At 63.9% G+C, this 15,996-nt stretch carries 17 protein-coding genes; 11 read left to right on the top strand and 6 right to left on the bottom strand.

Annotated features, from left to right (window positions below; translation table 11 throughout):
- Positions 1–52: 52 nt before the first annotated feature.
- Positions 53–1,576 carry a fumarate hydratase gene (locus tag J7655_RS06455; protein ID WP_230927060.1) on the bottom strand — a complete coding sequence of 508 codons (1,524 nt, stop codon included), beginning with the start codon at positions 1,574–1,576 and terminating at the stop codon, positions 53–55.
- Positions 1,577–1,839: 263 nt separating this feature from the next.
- Here J7655_RS06455 and J7655_RS06460 point away from each other — a divergent pair, with 263 nt between their 5' ends.
- From J7655_RS06460 to J7655_RS06470, 3 genes are read left to right on the top strand one after another with little or no spacing between them, the layout of a single operon-like run.
- Positions 1,840–2,967: a GGDEF domain-containing protein gene (locus J7655_RS06460; RefSeq protein WP_230927061.1), complete on the top strand. Its 1,128-nt coding sequence runs from the start codon at positions 1,840–1,842 to the stop codon at positions 2,965–2,967.
- On the top strand, positions 2,960–3,898 hold the full coding sequence (locus J7655_RS06465; RefSeq protein WP_230927062.1) for an iron-sulfur-binding ferredoxin reductase: 939 nt from the start codon (positions 2,960–2,962) through the stop codon (positions 3,896–3,898). Before J7655_RS06460 ends, J7655_RS06465 begins: the two co-directional genes overlap by 8 nt.
- Before the next feature lie 56 nt (positions 3,899–3,954).
- Positions 3,955–4,728: an enoyl-CoA hydratase gene (locus J7655_RS06470; RefSeq protein ID WP_230927063.1), complete on the top strand. Its 774-nt coding sequence runs from the start codon at positions 3,955–3,957 to the stop codon at positions 4,726–4,728.
- Positions 4,729–4,857: 129 nt separating this feature from the next.
- Here J7655_RS06470 and pyk read toward each other — a convergent pair whose 3' ends face one another.
- Positions 4,858–6,309, bottom strand: coding sequence for a pyruvate kinase (pyk, locus tag J7655_RS06475; protein ID WP_230927064.1), 1,452 nt, complete (start codon positions 6,307–6,309; stop codon positions 4,858–4,860).
- 71 nt (positions 6,310–6,380) lie between these two features.
- A complete protein-coding gene (locus tag J7655_RS06480; RefSeq protein ID WP_230927065.1) occupies positions 6,381–7,289 on the bottom strand; it encodes a universal stress protein in 909 nt (302 codons plus the stop codon).
- 159 nt (positions 7,290–7,448) lie between these two features.
- On the opposite strand from J7655_RS06480, the gene J7655_RS06485 reads away from it, so the two are divergent.
- From J7655_RS06485 to J7655_RS06495, 3 genes are all read left to right on the top strand, one after another.
- Positions 7,449–7,823 (top strand): tetratricopeptide repeat protein, encoded by a 375-nt coding sequence (locus J7655_RS06485; RefSeq protein WP_230927066.1) that lies wholly within the window; start codon positions 7,449–7,451, stop codon positions 7,821–7,823.
- A 73-nt stretch (positions 7,824–7,896) separates the two neighbouring features.
- Positions 7,897–8,319, top strand: a complete 423-nt coding sequence (locus J7655_RS06490; RefSeq protein WP_230927067.1) for a DUF4124 domain-containing protein — start codon at positions 7,897–7,899, stop codon at positions 8,317–8,319.
- Positions 8,320–8,378: 59 nt separating this feature from the next.
- Positions 8,379–8,735: a PilZ domain-containing protein gene (locus J7655_RS06495; RefSeq protein WP_230927068.1), complete on the top strand. Its 357-nt coding sequence runs from the start codon at positions 8,379–8,381 to the stop codon at positions 8,733–8,735.
- Positions 8,736–8,748: 13 nt separating this feature from the next.
- Here J7655_RS06495 and J7655_RS06500 read toward each other — a convergent pair whose 3' ends face one another.
- Entirely contained in the window at positions 8,749–9,552 is an 804-nt protein-coding gene (locus J7655_RS06500; RefSeq protein WP_230927069.1) for a SirB1 family protein, read from the bottom strand.
- Between the two features lie 101 nt (positions 9,553–9,653).
- On the opposite strand from J7655_RS06500, the gene J7655_RS06505 reads away from it, so the two are divergent.
- On the top strand, positions 9,654–10,676 hold the full coding sequence (locus J7655_RS06505) for a Leu/Phe/Val dehydrogenase (RefSeq protein ID WP_230927070.1): 1,023 nt from the start codon (positions 9,654–9,656) through the stop codon (positions 10,674–10,676).
- Positions 10,677–10,698: 22 nt separating this feature from the next.
- Here the strand turns inward: J7655_RS06505 and J7655_RS06510 are convergent, their stop codons facing one another.
- The gene (locus J7655_RS06510) at positions 10,699–11,103 is read right to left on the bottom strand and encodes a DUF488 domain-containing protein (protein WP_230927071.1); all 405 of its coding nucleotides are present in this window, start codon (positions 11,101–11,103) and stop codon (positions 10,699–10,701) included.
- Between the two features lie 82 nt (positions 11,104–11,185).
- Between J7655_RS06510 and J7655_RS06515 the strand changes: the two genes are divergently transcribed.
- Positions 11,186–11,428, top strand: coding sequence for a hypothetical protein (locus tag J7655_RS06515; protein WP_230927072.1), 243 nt, complete (start codon positions 11,186–11,188; stop codon positions 11,426–11,428).
- A gap of 38 nt (positions 11,429–11,466) precedes the next feature.
- Here the strand turns inward: J7655_RS06515 and J7655_RS06520 are convergent, their stop codons facing one another.
- The gene (locus J7655_RS06520) at positions 11,467–11,730 is read right to left on the bottom strand and encodes a YebG family protein (RefSeq protein WP_230927073.1); all 264 of its coding nucleotides are present in this window, start codon (positions 11,728–11,730) and stop codon (positions 11,467–11,469) included.
- A 259-nt stretch (positions 11,731–11,989) separates the two neighbouring features.
- On the opposite strand from J7655_RS06520, the gene J7655_RS06525 reads away from it, so the two are divergent.
- The 3 genes from J7655_RS06525 (at position 11,990) to J7655_RS06535 (ending at position 15,967) form a co-directional block, all read left to right on the top strand.
- Entirely contained in the window at positions 11,990–12,487 is a 498-nt protein-coding gene (locus J7655_RS06525; RefSeq protein WP_230927074.1) for a sigma-70 family RNA polymerase sigma factor, read from the top strand.
- A 2-nt stretch (positions 12,488–12,489) separates the two neighbouring features.
- Complete coding sequence (locus tag J7655_RS06530) at positions 12,490–13,431, top strand: FecR domain-containing protein (RefSeq protein ID WP_230927075.1); 942 nt, start codon at positions 12,490–12,492, stop codon at positions 13,429–13,431.
- 88 nt (positions 13,432–13,519) lie between these two features.
- Positions 13,520–15,967 (top strand): TonB-dependent siderophore receptor, encoded by a 2,448-nt coding sequence (locus J7655_RS06535; RefSeq protein ID WP_230927076.1) that lies wholly within the window; start codon positions 13,520–13,522, stop codon positions 15,965–15,967.
- Positions 15,968–15,996 lie beyond the last annotated feature (29 nt).

The following is a 15,996-nucleotide window of genomic DNA, read 5'->3' on the forward strand; positions in this document are numbered from 1 at the left end:
AAAATGCAGAAGCCCGGCGCTGGGCCAGGCTTCTGTTTTACAACGTGGGCGCTTACTTCACTTCCACCGCCAGGCTTTCGGCGATCTTCTTGTTCCAGATCGCAGGTCCGGTGATGTGTACCGACTCACCGTTGGTGTCGACCGCGACGGTCACCGGCATGTCTTTGACTTCGAACTCGTAGATGGCTTCCATACCGAGTTCTTCGAAGGCCAGCACCTTGGACTTCTTGATCGCCTGGGCCACCAGGTAGGCAGCGCCGCCGACGGCCATCAGGTACACGGCCTTGTTGTCCTTGATCGCGTCGATGGCGATGGGGCCGCGCTCGGACTTGCCGATCATGCCCAGCAGGCCGGTTTGTTCGAGGATCTGCCGGGTGAACTTGTCCATACGGGTGGCGGTGGTCGGGCCGGCTGGACCTACCACTTCGTCACCGACCGGATCGACCGGGCCGACGTAATAGATGAAGCGACCCTTGAGGTCCACCGGCAGTTGCTCGCCCTTGTTGAGCATGTCGACCATGCGCTTGTGCGCAGCGTCGCGGCCGGTGAGCATCTTGCCGTTGAGCAGAACGGTCTCGCCCGGCTTCCAGCTCTGCACCTCTTCCGGAGTGAGGGTGTCGAGGTTGACGCGGCGCGCGCTCGGGCCGGCTTCCCAGACGATTTCCGGGTAGGCGTCCAGATCCGGCGCTTCCAGCGAGGCCGGGCCGGAGCCGTCGAGTACGAAGTGGGCGTGACGGGTGGCGGCGCAGTTGGGGATCATGCACACCGGCAGCGAAGCCGCGTGGGTCGGGTAATCCATGATCTTCACGTCGAGCACGGTGGTCAGGCCGCCCAGACCCTGGGCGCCGATGCCCAGCTGGTTGACCTTCTCGAACAGCTCCAGGCGCAGCTCTTCGATGCGGTTCTGCGGGCCGCGCGCCTGCAGTTCGTGGATGTCGATGTGCTCCATCAGCACTTCCTTGGCCATCACGGCCGCCTTCTCGGCAGTACCGCCGATACCGATGCCGAGCATGCCCGGCGGGCACCAGCCGGCGCCCATGGTCGGTACGGTCTTCAGCACCCAGTCGACGATGGAGTCGGACGGGTTGAGCATGGCCATCTTCGACTTGTTCTCGGAGCCGCCGCCCTTGGCTGCGACGTCCACTTCCACCTTGTCACCGGGGACGATGGAATAGTGGATCACCGCCGGGGTGTTGTCCTTGGTGTTCTTGCGGGCACCGGCCGGGTCGGCCAGGATCGAAGCGCGCAGGACGTTCTCCGGCAGGTTGTAGGCGCGGCGTACGCCCTCGTTGATCATGTCGTCGACGCTCATGGTGGCGCCGTCCCAGCGCACGTCCATGCCGACCTTGATGAACACGGTAACGATGCCGGTGTCCTGGCAGATCGGGCGGTGGCCGGTGGCACACATGCGCGAGTTGATCAGGATCTGCGCCATGGAGTCCTTGGCGGCCGGCGACTCTTCCTTCAGGTAGGCCTCGTGCATGGCCTGGATGAAGTCGACGGGGTGGTAATAGGAGATGAACTGCAGGGCGTCGGCGACGCTCTGAATCAGGTCGTCCTGCTTGATCACGGTCATTGGCGCGCTCCTCTATCAGGGAACATCTACAAGGAAGCGCCGGACAACGACCCGGCGCAATGACGATTGGGACGTCTGCGCAAAACCATCTTGGCGATATTTCCCGCAGCCGCCCAAAAAGGCGCGGCAGTATAGCGCACCCGCCCGCAGCGGGCACAGCAGCCGAAAGTCGATGGCAGAGGCAGTGGGCGGTTATCGATACCCTAGGTTTTTTGTGGGCATGCGGGTAGAGTACGGCAAGATGCCAGTATGGGACGGAGCCCATGAGTTCAATGACTCGCCGGGGAACGCAACGCAGTCTGCAGAACCTTCTGCTCAAACGCTTCGCCATGGCCGTCGCGACCTACGTGATGATGGCGCTCGTCTGCTGGTTTGCCGTAATCAACGGTCATTCCCTGGGGACGGTCAGCACCGCTGCCTGGCTCAGTCTTGGCGTATTTGGCAGCCAACTGGTGTTTCTTTGGCTGTTCTTGTCCGGCCGCAACCTGCGTTATGACGACCCCAGCCTGACCGAAGCCCAGGTACTGGTGGCATTGGCCTGGCAGCCACCGGTGCTGGCGCAGTTCGACAGCGCGCGCGGCGTGATGATGATCTTCTACATGCTGATCCTGCTGTTCGGCGTCTTCCAGCTGACGCCGAAGGTGTTCGTGCGCTGTGCCATTTTCGCTTTCTTCGGTTTTGCAGCCATGCTCCTGTTCGAGGCTTATCGCATGCCGATGCTGGACTCGAGCATGGCCTGGCTGCAGGTGTGGGTGCTGTTCATCCTGCTGGTCTGGTCGTGTCTGTTTTCCAGTTATGTGCAGGCCATGCGCAAACGCATGCGCCAGCGCCGTTTTGCCCTGCAGGCGCATCAGGACACGCTGCGCGGGATGATGCGCCAACTCGAGGATCTGGTGGCCACCGATGAGCTGACCGGGTTATTCAACCGTCGTCATTTCCTGCGTGTGGCCACGCGTGAGCTGGAACATACGGCGCCCGGAGGGCAGCACGGCCTGGCGCTGATCGATCTGGATCATTTCAAGCGAATCAACGATGCTCATGGCCATGCGGCGGGGGACCGGGTATTGCAGACCTTCGCTGCCGTGGCCCGTGCCTGTCTGCGCGACGGCGACATCATTGCCCGCTACGGCGGTGAGGAGTTCGTGTTGCTACTGCCCAATACCGATGCCGATCAGTTCACTGCTTGCTGCGAGCGCTTGCGCGAAGCCTTCGCCAGGGCCGAGCCAGTGGGCGTAAAGGTCGATAATCTGAGCCTCTCCGCCGGCATGACACTGTTGGTCGCCGGGGACGATCTCGATGAAGCGCTGCAGCGTGCCGATCAGGCGCTCTATCAGGCCAAGCGCGGCGGGCGTAATCGCTGCGATGCCAGTTGGGAGCGTGCCGGTGCCTGAGTTGCGCGTCGGCGATCAGCTGTTGCAGGTCGCCCGGCACACCAACCTGCTCGATGCGTTGCTTGATGGCGGCGTGGCCATTCCCTACAGCTGTCGTGCCGGTAGCTGTCATGCCTGCCTGGTGCGCTGCGTCGCTGGCGAGCCGCTGGAGGTGCAGCCCGAGGCTCTGGCGGCAGACAAGCGTGCCGAGGGCTGGCGCCTGGCCTGTCAGTGTCAGGTGGTCGGCGATCTGCGGGTCGAACCCTTTGATCCGCAGCGCGATGGCCTGGCCGCCCGAGTGATCGCGGTGAGTTGGCCCAGCCAGCAGGTTCTGCGTTTGCGTTTGCAGCCGGCCAAGTCGTTGCGCTATCGCCCCGGCCAGCATCTGCTGTTGTGGCATGAACACGGCGTTGCCCGGCCTTATTCGCTGGCCAGCGTACCAGGGGTGGATGACTGCCTGGAGTTTCATATCGATTGTCGCCAGCCCGGCGCATTCTGCGATGCCGCGCGGCGCCTGCAGGTCGGCGACACGCTGCGCCTCGGCGAGCTGCGCGGTGGCGCTCTGCACTACGACCCGGACTGGCAGGCTCGGCCACTCTGGCTGCTGGCTGCCGGCACCGGGCTGGCGCCGCTCTACGGAGTGTTGCGTGAAGCCTTGCGACAGGAGCACCAGGGCACTATCCGCCTGCTGCATGTGGCGCCTGAAGCTGCCGAGCACTACTTGGCCGGCGAGCTTCAGGCCCTGGCGGCGCAGCACGCCAACCTGCAGGTCGAGCTGCTGACGGCGGCGCAGTTGCCGGCTGCTTTGGCCGAACTACGCCTTGTTTCCCGGCAGACCTTCGCCTTACTCTGCGGCCATTCTTCCACGGTCGACAGCTTCGCCCGGCGTCTGTACATGGCCGGGCTGCCGCGCAGCCAGATGCTGGCCGACGTCTTTCTCACCCGCGCGTAGGCTGTGCCGGTCAGGCTCGATGACGGTGCATGCGACGCACCCAGTGGAGCCCAGGCATGAGCGAACACATACACAGCCAACGCGACGGCGGTCTGTTGACCCTGCGCATGCAGCGCCCGGACAAGAAGAATGCACTGACCCGCGCCATGTACGCTGCTATGGCCGACAGACTCGACGAGGCCGAGCGTGACTCCAGCGTGCGTGTGGTGCTGCTGACCGGTGGCGAAGACTGCTTCACCAGTGGCAACGACGTAGCCGACTTCATCCAGGCACCGCCGACCGGGCTGAACAGCGAAGTGTTCCAGTTCATGCGCGCGCTGTTCGACTTCAGTAAACCGGTGATCGCCGCCGTGGCTGGCCCGGCGGTGGGCATTGGCACCACCTTGTTGCTGCATTGCGATCTGGTCTACGTCAGCCGTGATGCGCAGTTGAAGATGCCTTTCGTCAACCTCGGCTTGTGCCCCGAGTACGGCTCCAGCCTGATCCTGCCGCGCTTGCTCGGGCACGTGCGCGCTGCCGAGTTGCTGTTGCTGGGGCAGGCGTTCACGGGCGAGCAGGCCGCAGCCTGGGGCATCGCCAACCAGGCGCTGGACGACGGTGCGGCGACCTTGGCCAGGGCGCGTGAGATGGCGCAGCGTTTTCTCGACCTGGCGCCCTCGGCAATTGTCGACAGCAAGCGTCTGATGCGCGCGCCGGGGCGCGAGGAGTTGCGCAAGGTGATCGAGGAGGAGGGCGCGCTGTTCGGCCAACGCCTGCGCTCGCCCGAGGCCATCGAGGCGTTGACCGCATTCATGCAGCGCAGAAAGCCGGATTTTTCCAAATTCGCGTAGGGTCTCGCGGGGCCGCCTGGCCGTGTATATCGGGGCTGGCTGCCAGGTAAGTGAAAAGTCGGTGCGCACAGCGCACTCTACTAAAACACAAGGCCGCTCATCGAGCGGCCTTGTGCATTCAAGGGTGGATCACACCATCTGATCGCCGACGTGGAGGATCTTCATGGTGTTGGTGCCGCCGGTGCCGTGGTAGCTGTCGCCCTTGGTCAGGATGACCCAGTCGCCAGGTTCCACGATGCCACGCTTGAGCAACTCGTCCACCGCCGCCTGGCTGACCTTGTTCGCCGGCAGCGAGGCCGGGTCGAACGGCACGGTGTAGACGCCACGGAACAGCGCCACACGGGCCTGGGCTTCGCGGTGCGGGGTGAAGGCGAAGATCGGGATCGACGAGCGGATGCGCGACATGATCAGTGGGCTGTAGCCACTCTCGGTAAGACTGATGATGGCCTTGACGCCCGGGAAGTGGTTGGCGGTGTACATGGTGGCCAGGGCGATGCTTTCGTCGCAACGCTCGAAGGTGCGGCCCAGACGGTGGCTGGACTGCTTGCTGGTCGGGTGCTTCTCGGCGCCCAGGCACACGCGGGCCATGGCCTGCACGGCTTCGACCGGGTATTCGCCAGCGGCGCTTTCGGCCGAGAGCATCACCGCGTCGGTGTAGTCCAGCGCGGCGTTGGCCACGTCGGAGACTTCGGCGCGGGTCGGCATCGGGCTGTGGATCATCGATTCCATCATCTGCGTGGCGGTGATCACCGCTTTGTTCAGGCGACGGGCGTGGGCGATGATCTTCTTCTGGATGCCGACTAGTTCGGCATCGCCGATTTCCACGGCCAGGTCGCCACGGGCGACCATCACCGCGTCACTGGCGCGGATCAGGCCGTCGAGGGTTTCATCATCGGCCACGGCTTCGGCGCGTTCGATCTTGGCCACCAGCCAGGCAGTGCCGCCGGCCTCGGTGAGCAGGCGACGGGCGTAGTCCATGTCGGCAGCATCGCGCGGGAAGGACACGGCCAGGTAGTCCAGATCCATCTCGGCGGCGACCTTGATGTCGGCCTTGTCTTTCTCGGTCAGTGCCGGTGCGGTCAGGCCACCGCCACGGCGGTTGATGCCCTTGTTGTCCGACAGCGGGCCGCCAATGATCACACGGCAGTGCAGTTCGTCGGCGCCCTTGAGTTCGACGCGCATGACCACGCGGCCATCGTCGAGCAGCAGTTCATCACCGACGTCGCAGTCCTGGATCAGTGCCGGGTAGTCGATGCCGACCACCTCCTGGGTGCCGGCCGTGCGCGAGTGGCTGGAGGAGAGGCGGAACATGTCACCTTCCTTGAGCTCGATGCGCTTGTTCTCGAACTTGGCGATGCGGATCTTCGGGCCTTGCAAGTCGCCGAGCAGGGCGACATGGCGGCCATGCTTTGCGGCCAGCTCACGAACCAGGGCGGCACGCGCCTTGTGATCGTCCGGCGTGCCGTGGGAGAAGTTCAGACGGGCCACATCCAGGCCGGCGAGAATCAGTTGCTCCAGCACTTCCGGTGAGCTGCTGGCCGGGCCGAGGGTGGCGACGATTTTGGTGCGGCGAAAGGTCATGCACGAACTCCCTATTCAACGATGGAGAGCAGGCTACTACGGCCTTTCGCTGTAGTCATTGTTCCCGTGCACTACCCTTTGCCATCGGGTTTGATCACCAGCAGGTCGCATTCGATACGTTCCAGTACGCGCTCTGCGGTATGACCGATCAGCAGGCTGTCCAGATGGCCACGGGCGATGACGCCCATCAGCAACAGGCCGATTTTGTGCTGACGCACGAAGCGCGGGATGACTTCTTCAGCAAAACCGTCCAGCAGGTGGGCCTGTGCAGGGCCGATGCTGTGCTGGGCGATCAACTGGTCGAAAGCCTGGCGATGTTCGCGGCTGCATTGGCTCACGTAGTCTTCATATTCCTGCGCTACCTCGGCACTGAACAACAACGAACGCGGCAGCGGCGCTTGTGCGTGCAGATAATGCGCCTGCATGTCCAGGGCAGCTTCCAGCACCTGGCTGGTGCGTATCAGTTGATGATCGAGGGCGGCGGGTTTGTCGGCACTGTGCAGTGGGTCGAGTGCCGCGCACAGGTTCTGGCCCAGAGGCTCGGCATCCTGTACCAGCCACAGCGGTACCGGGCAGCGACGAATCAATTGCCAGCTGGTATCGCTCAGCAACAGGCGGCGCAGGGCACTGCTGGGCTGCGTCGAGGTGAAGAGGATGTCGGGTTGCAGCACGGCGACGCGGGCCAGGATCTCTTCGTGGCGCCGTTTGCCCCAGCGCACATCCACCTCGATCCTGAAGCCCTCATCGCTCAGATGAGCGACGCTGGCGCGCAGCGCTTCGTGGTTTTGCCGCAGGATGCTTTCACGGGCACGCTTGAGCATGTGGCTGTCCAGCAAGCCGCCGTCCAGGCTCGGGTGATAGTCGATCTGCAGCAGGTGCAGTTCGGCGCCGGTCTTGCGCGCCACGTCGGCTGCACGGTGCAGGGCAGGCTGTTGCGGATGCTCGGCGTCGATGACGACCAGCAGTCGTTGCAGGCTCATGGCTGCGTCCTCGTCTGAAATCTGTATTCGTATTACAGCCCCTGTTGCGCCTGGCGTCATTGATATGGGTCAGCGCATGCCGCCTTGCTGCCGAGGCCACAACAGCGGGTTCAGTTTTGCCCGGTGCTGTCGATACACTGCTCATTGGAGGACTTGCCCATGCGTACCCTGATCATTCTGGCCGTGGCCCTGGCTGCCACGGGTTGCACCCGCGTCTCGCTCGACCATCACCTGAACAACGCCTATCGCGCCTACAACGAAGGCGATTGTGCCCAGGTTGCGCTGGAGCTGTCGCAGGCCGAACGCAAGAGCCGTTCGCGCAGTTATCTGCAGCCGGAGATTTCCCTGTTGCGTGGCCAGTGCCTGGAGCGTGAGAGCCTGTTCGTCGATGCCGCGCAGACCTATCAGTTCATCATCACGCGCTATCCGGCCAGCGAGTATGCCTATCGCGCCCGTGCCCGCCTGCAGACCCTGGAACAGTTGGGTCACCACAGCCCCGCGCCTGCGGTCAAAGTCAGCCCGGCCGCGCTCTGAACCTTTTGTCGCGGATATTTCTCGCCAGTGCGGCGGGGTATAAGCTGGCGTGTGTCTCTCACGGAGGATGAACATGCGTTACGGGTTGTTGATCGTGATGCTGCTGCCGACTCTGGCCGCAGCGGAAATCTATCGCTGGACGGATGAACAAGGCCGTGTGCATTTCGGCCAGCGCCCCGTGGCCGGGGCGCAAACCGTACAGGTCAGACCTCAGGTGGTCGAGCGCGATGCGCATACGCTCGAGCGAGAGGCGCGCAGCCAGCGTTTCTATGAAGCCCGTCGTGAAGAGGCGCAGCAGGCGGCAGCAGCCGCGACTGAGCAACGTGAGGCGCGCGCCAGCGAATGCCGTGATCTGCGTCGGCGCCTGGCGCAGATACCCGAGGGGTACAGTTATTACCGCACGGACGCCAACGGCGAGCGTATCTACTACAGTGATGAGGAAACCGACGCCGCTCGTCGCCAACTGCGCGAGCGGATAGCCCAACGCTGTGCTTGAGGGTGGTTTAGTGGCCGGAGTGGGGCCATACTCGAATCCCTTTGTAGCGATGTGCCATCATGCGTAGCCAGCGCCGAATCGAACGCCACCAGTTGCCCTACTACCTGAAGGTGTTCAACCGCATCACCGACAAGCCGATGGGCTTCATCGGCAACGTCTCGCTCGACGGCCTGATGCTCATCAGCCAGTTGCCGATGCTGGTGGGGGCGCGTTTCGACATGCGTCTGAAGATTCCGGGCCAGCCTGGCATACACTTCATCGATTTTTCTGCCAACTGCCAGTGGTGCCGTGAAGACCTTACGCCCGGTGTCTACGATTCCGGCTTCGCGCTGGTGGCACCGCCTGCCGATTACGTCGAGATGATCGACGCCCTGCGTTACTACTTCAGTTTTCACGGCCTGCCGGCTTCGGCCTGACCTTCCCTGCGATTCAATGCACCGCCGGCGTGCGTGCCAGCTTGCGCAGGCGCTCGCTCAGTTTCAGGCGCAGGCCGTCTTCGTCGCAGAACAACAGTGCGTGCTCCAGGTCGTAGCGCTCGCCTTGCGGGCAGTCGAGTTGCCGATACACGTCGGCGCGGGCCAGATGGTCGGCCAGCGTCGCTGGGCCAAGCAGCAGGACGCGCTCGGCGTCCTTGAGTGCCGCATCCGGGGCATCGTGCTGCATGTGCAACATGCGTAGATTACGTGACAGGCGGCGCAGCATGGCCTGGGCGTCGGCCGTTTGCAGATGCTCGGCACTGAGTTCGACGCCCGGACCCAGCTGGCGATAGAGCTGATCACGGCAATCGCGCGTATACAGACGGCGCCCGCCGCAGGGGTCGAGCAGGTGGTCGGCGCCGGGGACGCGCAGCATGAAATGACCGGGGAAGTTCACCCCCTGCAAAGGGATCTCCAGGCGTCGTGCCAACTCCAGGGCGATCAGCGCCAGCGTCAGCGGCTGGCCACGTCGGCGGCGCAGCACTTCATGCAGCAGGGCGTGGCGTGGGCGGGTGATGCCTGCGTCGTCTTCCTGAAAATCCAGTTCGGCCAGCCGGCGTAGCAGCGGCTGGGCCAGTTCTCGAGCGGGCAGGGTGGGCAAGCCAGCGCTGACCTGCAGTTGCAAACCCTGCAGGTCGTTCAGCGCCTGTGCGGGCTGAAGCTCGGGATCGTGTTCGGCGGCGATCCACAGCGCCGCCTCGAACAGGGCGGGTGGATCGCGTTGCAGGCACTGCAGGCAGGCTTGGCGTGGGGTCATCGCATTCTCCGCTGACTTGTGCTGTTTTTAGCCGCTGGCAGGATCGCCGTCCAGTGGGCCTCTCCTATACTGAGGCGTGACATCCGACCCGGAGCGCAGCCATGTTCAGCATGATGCAAGCCGCCCACCTCGAAGCTCTGCACCTGGCCGAGGATTCGGCCAGCGGCCTCAGGGCCGTTATCGCCATTCACAATACCCGCTTCGGGCCAGCGCTCGGCGGTTGCCGCTACCTGGCCTATGCCGATGAACAGAGCGCCATTGCCGATGCCATTCGCCTGGCTCAGGGCATGAGCTACAAGGCGGCGCTGGCCGGCATCGATCATGGCGGCGGCAAGGCGGTGATCATCCGTCCTGCGCATGTACCCAGCCGTGCCGCTTTGTTCGAAGCTTTCGGACGCTTTATCGAAACCCTCAATGGACGTTACATCACCGCCATCGACAGCGGCACCTCCAGTGCCGACATGGACTGCATCGCCCAGTACACCAATCATGTCACCAGCACGACCCGGGAAGGTGACCCGTCGCCGCACACGGCGCTGGGTGTTTTTGCCGGGATTCGCACCACGGCTCAGGCACGTTTGGGCAGTGACGATCTGCAAGGGTTGCGGGTGGCCATACAGGGGCTGGGCAATGTCGGCTTCGCCCTGGCCGAAGCGCTGCATGCTGCCGGGGCCGAACTGCTGGTCAGCGATCTTGATGCCGCGCGTATGCAACTGGCTGTCGAGCAACTGGGAGCACATCCGGTTGCCTGCGATGCACTGCTCAGCACGCCATGCGACATCCTCGCGCCTTGCGGTCTGGGTGGCGTGCTGAATGCGCAGACGGTCGCCCACCTGCGCTGCGCAGCGGTGGCAGGGGCTGCCAACAATCAGCTGGCCAGTCCCGATGTGGCCGATCAGTTGGAAGCGCGGGGTATTCTCTACGCGCCGGATTACGTGCTCAATGCGGGCGGGCTGATCTACGTGGCGCTGCGTCATCGCGGTGAGGCGCTGGCGGCGATCACGGCGCACCTGGCGCAAATCAGTCAGCGGCTCATGGAAATCTACGCCCACGCCCAGGCTGAAAAACGCTCCCCGGCACGCGTTGCCGACTACCTCGCCGAGCGCCTGCTGTACGACGCGTAGTCGCTAGCCGAGGCTTGCGCGGTCAATGAGCATCGAATTTGCCCTGGTAGCACACCGGCGAGCTGGGCGAGTCATGGCGCTGCAGTTCCTCTTCGAGAAATTCGGCCAGCACGCGCGCATTGTTGTGTTCCTCGTCGCGCGCGGCGTAGAGCAGCGTCACTGTGCCTTTCGTTGCCCAGTGCAAAAGGCGCTGCCAGTGCTCGGGGTGGGCGCATAGTTCTCGACGGTAGGCCGTGCGGAACTCGTCGAAGACCTCGGCGCGATGGGCATAGGACTTGCGCAGTTCAGTGGAGGGCGCGACATCGGGTAGCCATTCATCGAGCGCCAGGGCATCTTTGGAGATGCCGCGAGGCCACAGGCGGTCGACCAGAGCGCGTATACCGTCGCTGGTCTCGGCCTCGAGATAAACTCGCTTGCACTGGATCATGGGCCTGCCTCCATCGCCTGCGGCAATGCCGCACTTGGCGCCGCCCGCGGGCTCGATTAGCGTGGTGAAAGGAGGATTCACCATGGACTATTTCATCATTTTCGTCACCACGGCCGCCGGCCTGTACTTTCACTGGTGGCTGTTTCGCCGTATTCGTCAGTGGACCGATCGTGACCTGGCGCTGTCCTTCGCTGAAGGTGACGCACACAAGCGCCAGTACATGCTGGAGCAACTGGCGCGTGCCCGGCGTGAAGGGGTAAAACGGCGGGAACTGCCGGTCTGGCTGGAGCAGGCTGCGGCGCAGTATTCCGTCAGTAACCCATAGGTCGTGGCCCCGTTGGAGGCGCGGGGCCACGATCTCGGTCATTCACTGGCGACTGCGACGTCCAGTTCGTCGAGTGCATCCGGCTGGCTCTTGAACGCCTTAGCGAAGACATCGCGGTTCTTGGCCATGAAGATACCCAGCTCCTCGCCCTGTTCCTCGCTCAGGGAAGGTACCGCCTTGTGCAGCACTTCGCTGAGGCGCTCGGCCAACTCCAGCATCTTGTCGTAACGATCGGCTTCGGCCTTATCCATAAACAAGCGCTCCGGGTCGCGACTGCTGCGGTACACCACTTCGACGGCCATTCATCACCTCTTCTGCCTTCATGCGTGTCGGTCAGTAATTAACTGGTTGTTTGTACAGTGGTGGCGAGAATAAAGGACTCGCTGCCGTTTGGCCAGTAGTGCATTCATCGGCCTTCGCCGTGATGGGTTGAGCGTCAGTTCCCGGTTTTCGTATGGCTTGGCAGAAGTGCGGGTCGCGTGGCGAGTCGTAGTGATAGTATTTTGCATATGCAATATATTCGCATTAGTTTCTTTTCTGTCCCATGGAACACTCTCGGCGATGGCCCAACCTCTTCCAGGCGATTCCCTCGCAACGCTCTATCGCGGTCATCACGGCTGGCTGATCGGTTGGTTGCGCCAGCGTCTGGCCTGTCCGCAGCAGGCGGCCGATCTGGCGCAGGATACCTTCGTGCGTCTGCTGGTGCAGCGCGAGGTGCCGGCTCCGCGTGAGCCACGGGCTTTTCTCGCCACGGTCGCTCGCGGCCTGCTGATCGATCACTACCGCCGCGCCAGTCTGGAGCGTGCCTACCTGGAGGCTCTGGCGCAGTTGCCCGAGCCAGAGGTGCCCTCGCCTGAGAGCCAGGCGCTGGTCATGGAAACCCTGGTGGCCATCGACCGCCTGCTCGATGGTCTCAAACCGGTGGTACGCGAAGCCTTCCTGCTGTCGCAGCTCGATGGCCTGACCTACCCGCAGATCGCTGAGCGGCTGGGACGGTCGGTCAGCTCCATCCAGCAGTACATGACACAGACCTTCACCCATTGCTACCGGGTGGCCTAAGCATGAGTGCGCTCGATGAAGTGGTGCAGCAGGCGATTACCTGGCGCGTGCGTCTCGCCTCGGGTACTGCCACGGCGCACGAGTTGCGCTTGTGCGCCGACTGGCGGGCGGCCGATCCGCAGCACGAACAGGCCTGGCAGCGCCTGGAGCACCTGGGCCAGCAGTTTGCAGGGCTCTCGGCGCCGCTGGCCAGGCAGGCGTTGGCTGGCGCTCAAGTGGATCGTCAGCGGCGCCGCGCGCTCAAGCAACTGGGCCTGTTCGGCAGCCTGGTGGTCGCCGGGGTGCTGGGCCAGCACCTGCAGCCCTGGCAGCCGTTGCTGGCACAACAACGTACCGGCACCGGTGAGCGGCGCCGCCTGCAGTTGGCCGATGGCGGCACTTTGTACCTCAACAGCGATACCGCGCTGGATATCCATTACAGCAACGAGCGCCGTTTGATCCAGCTGTATCAGGGCGAGATTCTCGTGCAGACCGCCGCCGACCCGCTCGGTCGGCCGTTTCTGGTGAGTGCCGAGCAAGGCTTGCTGCGCGCCCTCGGCACCCGTTTCCAGGTGCGCCAGCAGGCGCATGGCTGTGAGCTGGCGGTCTATCAGGGGGCGGTCGAGGCACGGCCCAGAGACGGTGTGGCGCAGCGCATCGAGGCTGGCCAGCGGGTGCATCTGAGCGCTGGCGCGTTGCACGAGTTGGGCACTGCCGATGTTAATCGCGGGCGCTGGGTCGATGGCCTGCTGGTGGCCCACGACATGCCGTTGGTGGAGTTTCTCGCCGAGCTGGGGCGTCAGCGACCGGGCGTGCTGCGCTGTGCGCCGGAGGTGGCCGGGTTGCGTATTTCCGGGGTCTTCCCGCTGGACGACAGCGACCGCGTGCTGGCGATGCTGGCACGTACCATGCCGGTGCGGGTGGTCTATCGCACCCGCCATTGGGTCAGTCTGCAGGCTGCATGAAAATAATTCGCAAATTCTTTTGCAGGTTTTTCTCGTTCGTCCGGCTTCCCAGGCAATCGTTACCTAACGCTATGCCGAAGGAGTCGTCATGCCTCGCGTTGTCCGTCGTTCCCAGCCCCTGGCACGTGCCGTACGCGCCGCACTGCTGAGCCTCAGCCTGCCACTGGCGTTGTTGCCCGTGGCGACCTCGGCCTGGGCCGCGCAGCCTTACCAGATCAGTGCCGGCGCGCTGGAGTCGGCACTCACCGAATTTGCCCGGCAGTCCGGTGTGTTGCTCAGCTTCGACCCGGCGCTGACCCGTGGGCGCAGCAGCCCCGGTCTGCAAGGGCACTACTCGCTGGAGCAGGGCTTCGCCCACTTGCTGGCCGGCAGCGGCCTGCGCGTGGTGCTGGACGGGCAGGGCGACTATCGCCTCGAGCCGGCGCCGCAAGCGGCAGCCGACCGCCTCGAGTTGCAGAGCCAGACCGTGACTGCCCAGCCGGCTGAGCGCACCAACGGCCCGGTCGGCAGCTATGTCGCTAGCCGCAGCGCTACCGCTACCAAGACCGATACGCCGCTGCTGGAAACCCCGCAGGCGATAAGCGTGATCAGTCGCGAGCAGATGGATGCACGCGGCGTCACCACCCTGGAAGAGGCGCTGCGCTACACCCCGAGCATCAGCGTGCCCTACGGCTTCGACACCCGTTACGACTGGTTCAGCATCCGTGGTTTCGATGCCAAGACCCGGGTATTTCGCGACGGCCTGGTGCAACCGACCAGCACCTACGGCCTGCCGCGTCTGGACAGCTGGGCGATGGAGCGCATCGAGGTGCTGCGTGGTCCGGCGTCGGTGCTCTATGGCCAGGCCGAGCCTGGCGGCATCGTCAACCAGGTGAGCAAGCGGCCCAGCGAAACGGCGCGCAATGAAGTGCGTTTACGCGCCGGTAGCGACGATCTGGCGGAGCTGGCCGGCGACTTCGGCGGGGCGTTGAGCGACGACGGTTCGCTGCTCTATCGGGTGGTGATGCTCGGTAACGACGCCAACGCCCAGGTCGACAAGACCGGCATGCAGCGGCAGATGCTGGCGCCCAGCCTGACCTGGCGGCCGAACGCCGACACCGAGCTGACAGTCCAGGCCGCCTACCAGAAGGATGACGGGCGTTACGGCTTCAGTACTCACTTTTCGCCGTACCTGCGTGACACCTTCAACCTGCCCTACGACCGCGATCCTGACTTCTTCGATGGCGAGCCGGATTTCAACGACTTCCAGCGCAGCTATTATTCCGTCGGCTATCAGTTGTCACACCGTCTCAATGACACCTGGACCCTGCGGCAGAATCTGCGCTACGACGAGACCAACCTGGAATACAGCTACATCAACGCCTATGCCGTGTTGCCGTTCGATGGCCGCACCCTGCTGCGCAGCGCCGGCGTGCAGGACGAACACATGAGTGGTTGGGGCGTGGACAACCAGGCCGAAGCCAGTTTCGCCACCGGCAGCGTCGAGCACAACCTGTTGCTCGGCCTCGACTGGCGCCGCAGCCGTTCCAACGAAGCGGCCTATTATGGCGCCACGGTGCCGCCGCTGGATCTGCTCGAACCGCAGTACGGTCGGCCACTCGTATCGCCTGCCATCGATCGCAAGCAGAGCCTGCTGACTCGCCAGACCGGCCTCTACCTGCAGGACCAACTCAAGCTCGGCGACCACTGGCGGCTGTTGCTTGGTGGTCGCTACGACTGGGCGCAGAACCAGATCGACGACGCTCTGCAGGCCGACAGCAAGACAACCAGCGAAGCCTTCAGCGGTCGCGCAGGGCTGGTCTATGTGTTCGACAACGGCCTGGCGCCCTATGTCAGCTACAGCGAATCGTTCAACCCGGTCAGCGGCAGCGATACCCTCACGGGCAAGCCGTTCGACCCGGAGCGTGGCAAGCAGTACGAAATCGGCGTGAAGTACCAGCTTGAGGGCGCGCGCAGTTTCGTCAGCCTGGCACTGTTCGACCTGACCAAGCAGGACTACGTGCTCAATGACAGCAGCAGTGATCCGGGGCGCACCCTGCGCCGCCAAGTGGGGGAGGTCAGCTCGCGCGGCATCGAACTGGAAGCCTTGGCCAGCCTGGCCGAAGGCCTGGATCTGAGTGCCTTCTACAGCTACACCGACGCTTTCGTCAGCAAGAGCCCCAACGCCTGGGAAAAGGACAGTCGCCTGCCACGTACCCCACGTGATTCGGCCGGCGTCTGGCTCGACTACACCCAGCTCAGTGGGGCACTCAAGGGCTTCGGCGGCGGTATCGGCGTGCGCTACGTCGGCGAGAGCCGATATACCGGGCGCAACGCCGCGCTGGCGTTCAACCCGACGCTGGAACCCATCGTCAACGTCGAGTCCGAGGCCTACACCCTGGTCGACGCCAGCCTGCACTATCAACTCGATGGCATGCGCCTGGCACTTAACGCCAGCAACCTGCTGGACAAGGAGTACGACACCTCCTGCAGCGAAGTGACCTGCTACTACGGCTACGGTCGCACCCTCACAGCCAGCGCCAGCTACAACTGGTGAGCGGAGGCAGCCGGCAGGGGGATAAGTTT

Source organism: Pseudomonas wenzhouensis (assembly GCF_021029445.1).
Classification (GTDB): Bacteria; Pseudomonadota; Gammaproteobacteria; order Pseudomonadales; family Pseudomonadaceae; genus Aquipseudomonas; species Aquipseudomonas wenzhouensis.

Coding starts and splice junctions, on each gene's coding strand:
- J7655_RS06495 (WP_230927068.1), top strand. CDS start 8,379: ATGCGTAGCCAGCGCCGAATCGAACGCCACCAGTTGCCCTACTACCTG.
- J7655_RS06460 (WP_230927061.1), top strand. CDS start 1,840: ATGAGTTCAATGACTCGCCGGGGAACGCAACGCAGTCTGCAGAACCTT.
- J7655_RS06520 (WP_230927073.1), bottom strand. CDS start 11,730: ATGGCCGTCGAAGTGGTGTACCGCAGCAGTCGCGACCCGGAGCGCTTG.
- J7655_RS06515 (WP_230927072.1), top strand. CDS start 11,186: ATGGACTATTTCATCATTTTCGTCACCACGGCCGCCGGCCTGTACTTT.
- J7655_RS06535 (WP_230927076.1), top strand. CDS start 13,520: ATGCCTCGCGTTGTCCGTCGTTCCCAGCCCCTGGCACGTGCCGTACGC.
- J7655_RS06505 (WP_230927070.1), top strand. CDS start 9,654: ATGTTCAGCATGATGCAAGCCGCCCACCTCGAAGCTCTGCACCTGGCC.
- J7655_RS06530 (WP_230927075.1), top strand. CDS start 12,490: ATGAGTGCGCTCGATGAAGTGGTGCAGCAGGCGATTACCTGGCGCGTG.
- J7655_RS06490 (WP_230927067.1), top strand. CDS start 7,897: ATGCGTTACGGGTTGTTGATCGTGATGCTGCTGCCGACTCTGGCCGCA.
- J7655_RS06455 (WP_230927060.1), bottom strand. CDS start 1,576: ATGACCGTGATCAAGCAGGACGACCTGATTCAGAGCGTCGCCGACGCC.
- J7655_RS06510 (WP_230927071.1), bottom strand. CDS start 11,103: ATGATCCAGTGCAAGCGAGTTTATCTCGAGGCCGAGACCAGCGACGGT.
- J7655_RS06480 (WP_230927065.1), bottom strand. CDS start 7,289: ATGAGCCTGCAACGACTGCTGGTCGTCATCGACGCCGAGCATCCGCAA.
- J7655_RS06500 (WP_230927069.1), bottom strand. CDS start 9,552: ATGACCCCACGCCAAGCCTGCCTGCAGTGCCTGCAACGCGATCCACCC.
- J7655_RS06485 (WP_230927066.1), top strand. CDS start 7,449: ATGCGTACCCTGATCATTCTGGCCGTGGCCCTGGCTGCCACGGGTTGC.
- J7655_RS06525 (WP_230927074.1), top strand. CDS start 11,990: ATGGCCCAACCTCTTCCAGGCGATTCCCTCGCAACGCTCTATCGCGGT.
- pyk (WP_230927064.1), bottom strand. CDS start 6,309: ATGACCTTTCGCCGCACCAAAATCGTCGCCACCCTCGGCCCGGCCAGC.
- J7655_RS06470 (WP_230927063.1), top strand. CDS start 3,955: ATGAGCGAACACATACACAGCCAACGCGACGGCGGTCTGTTGACCCTG.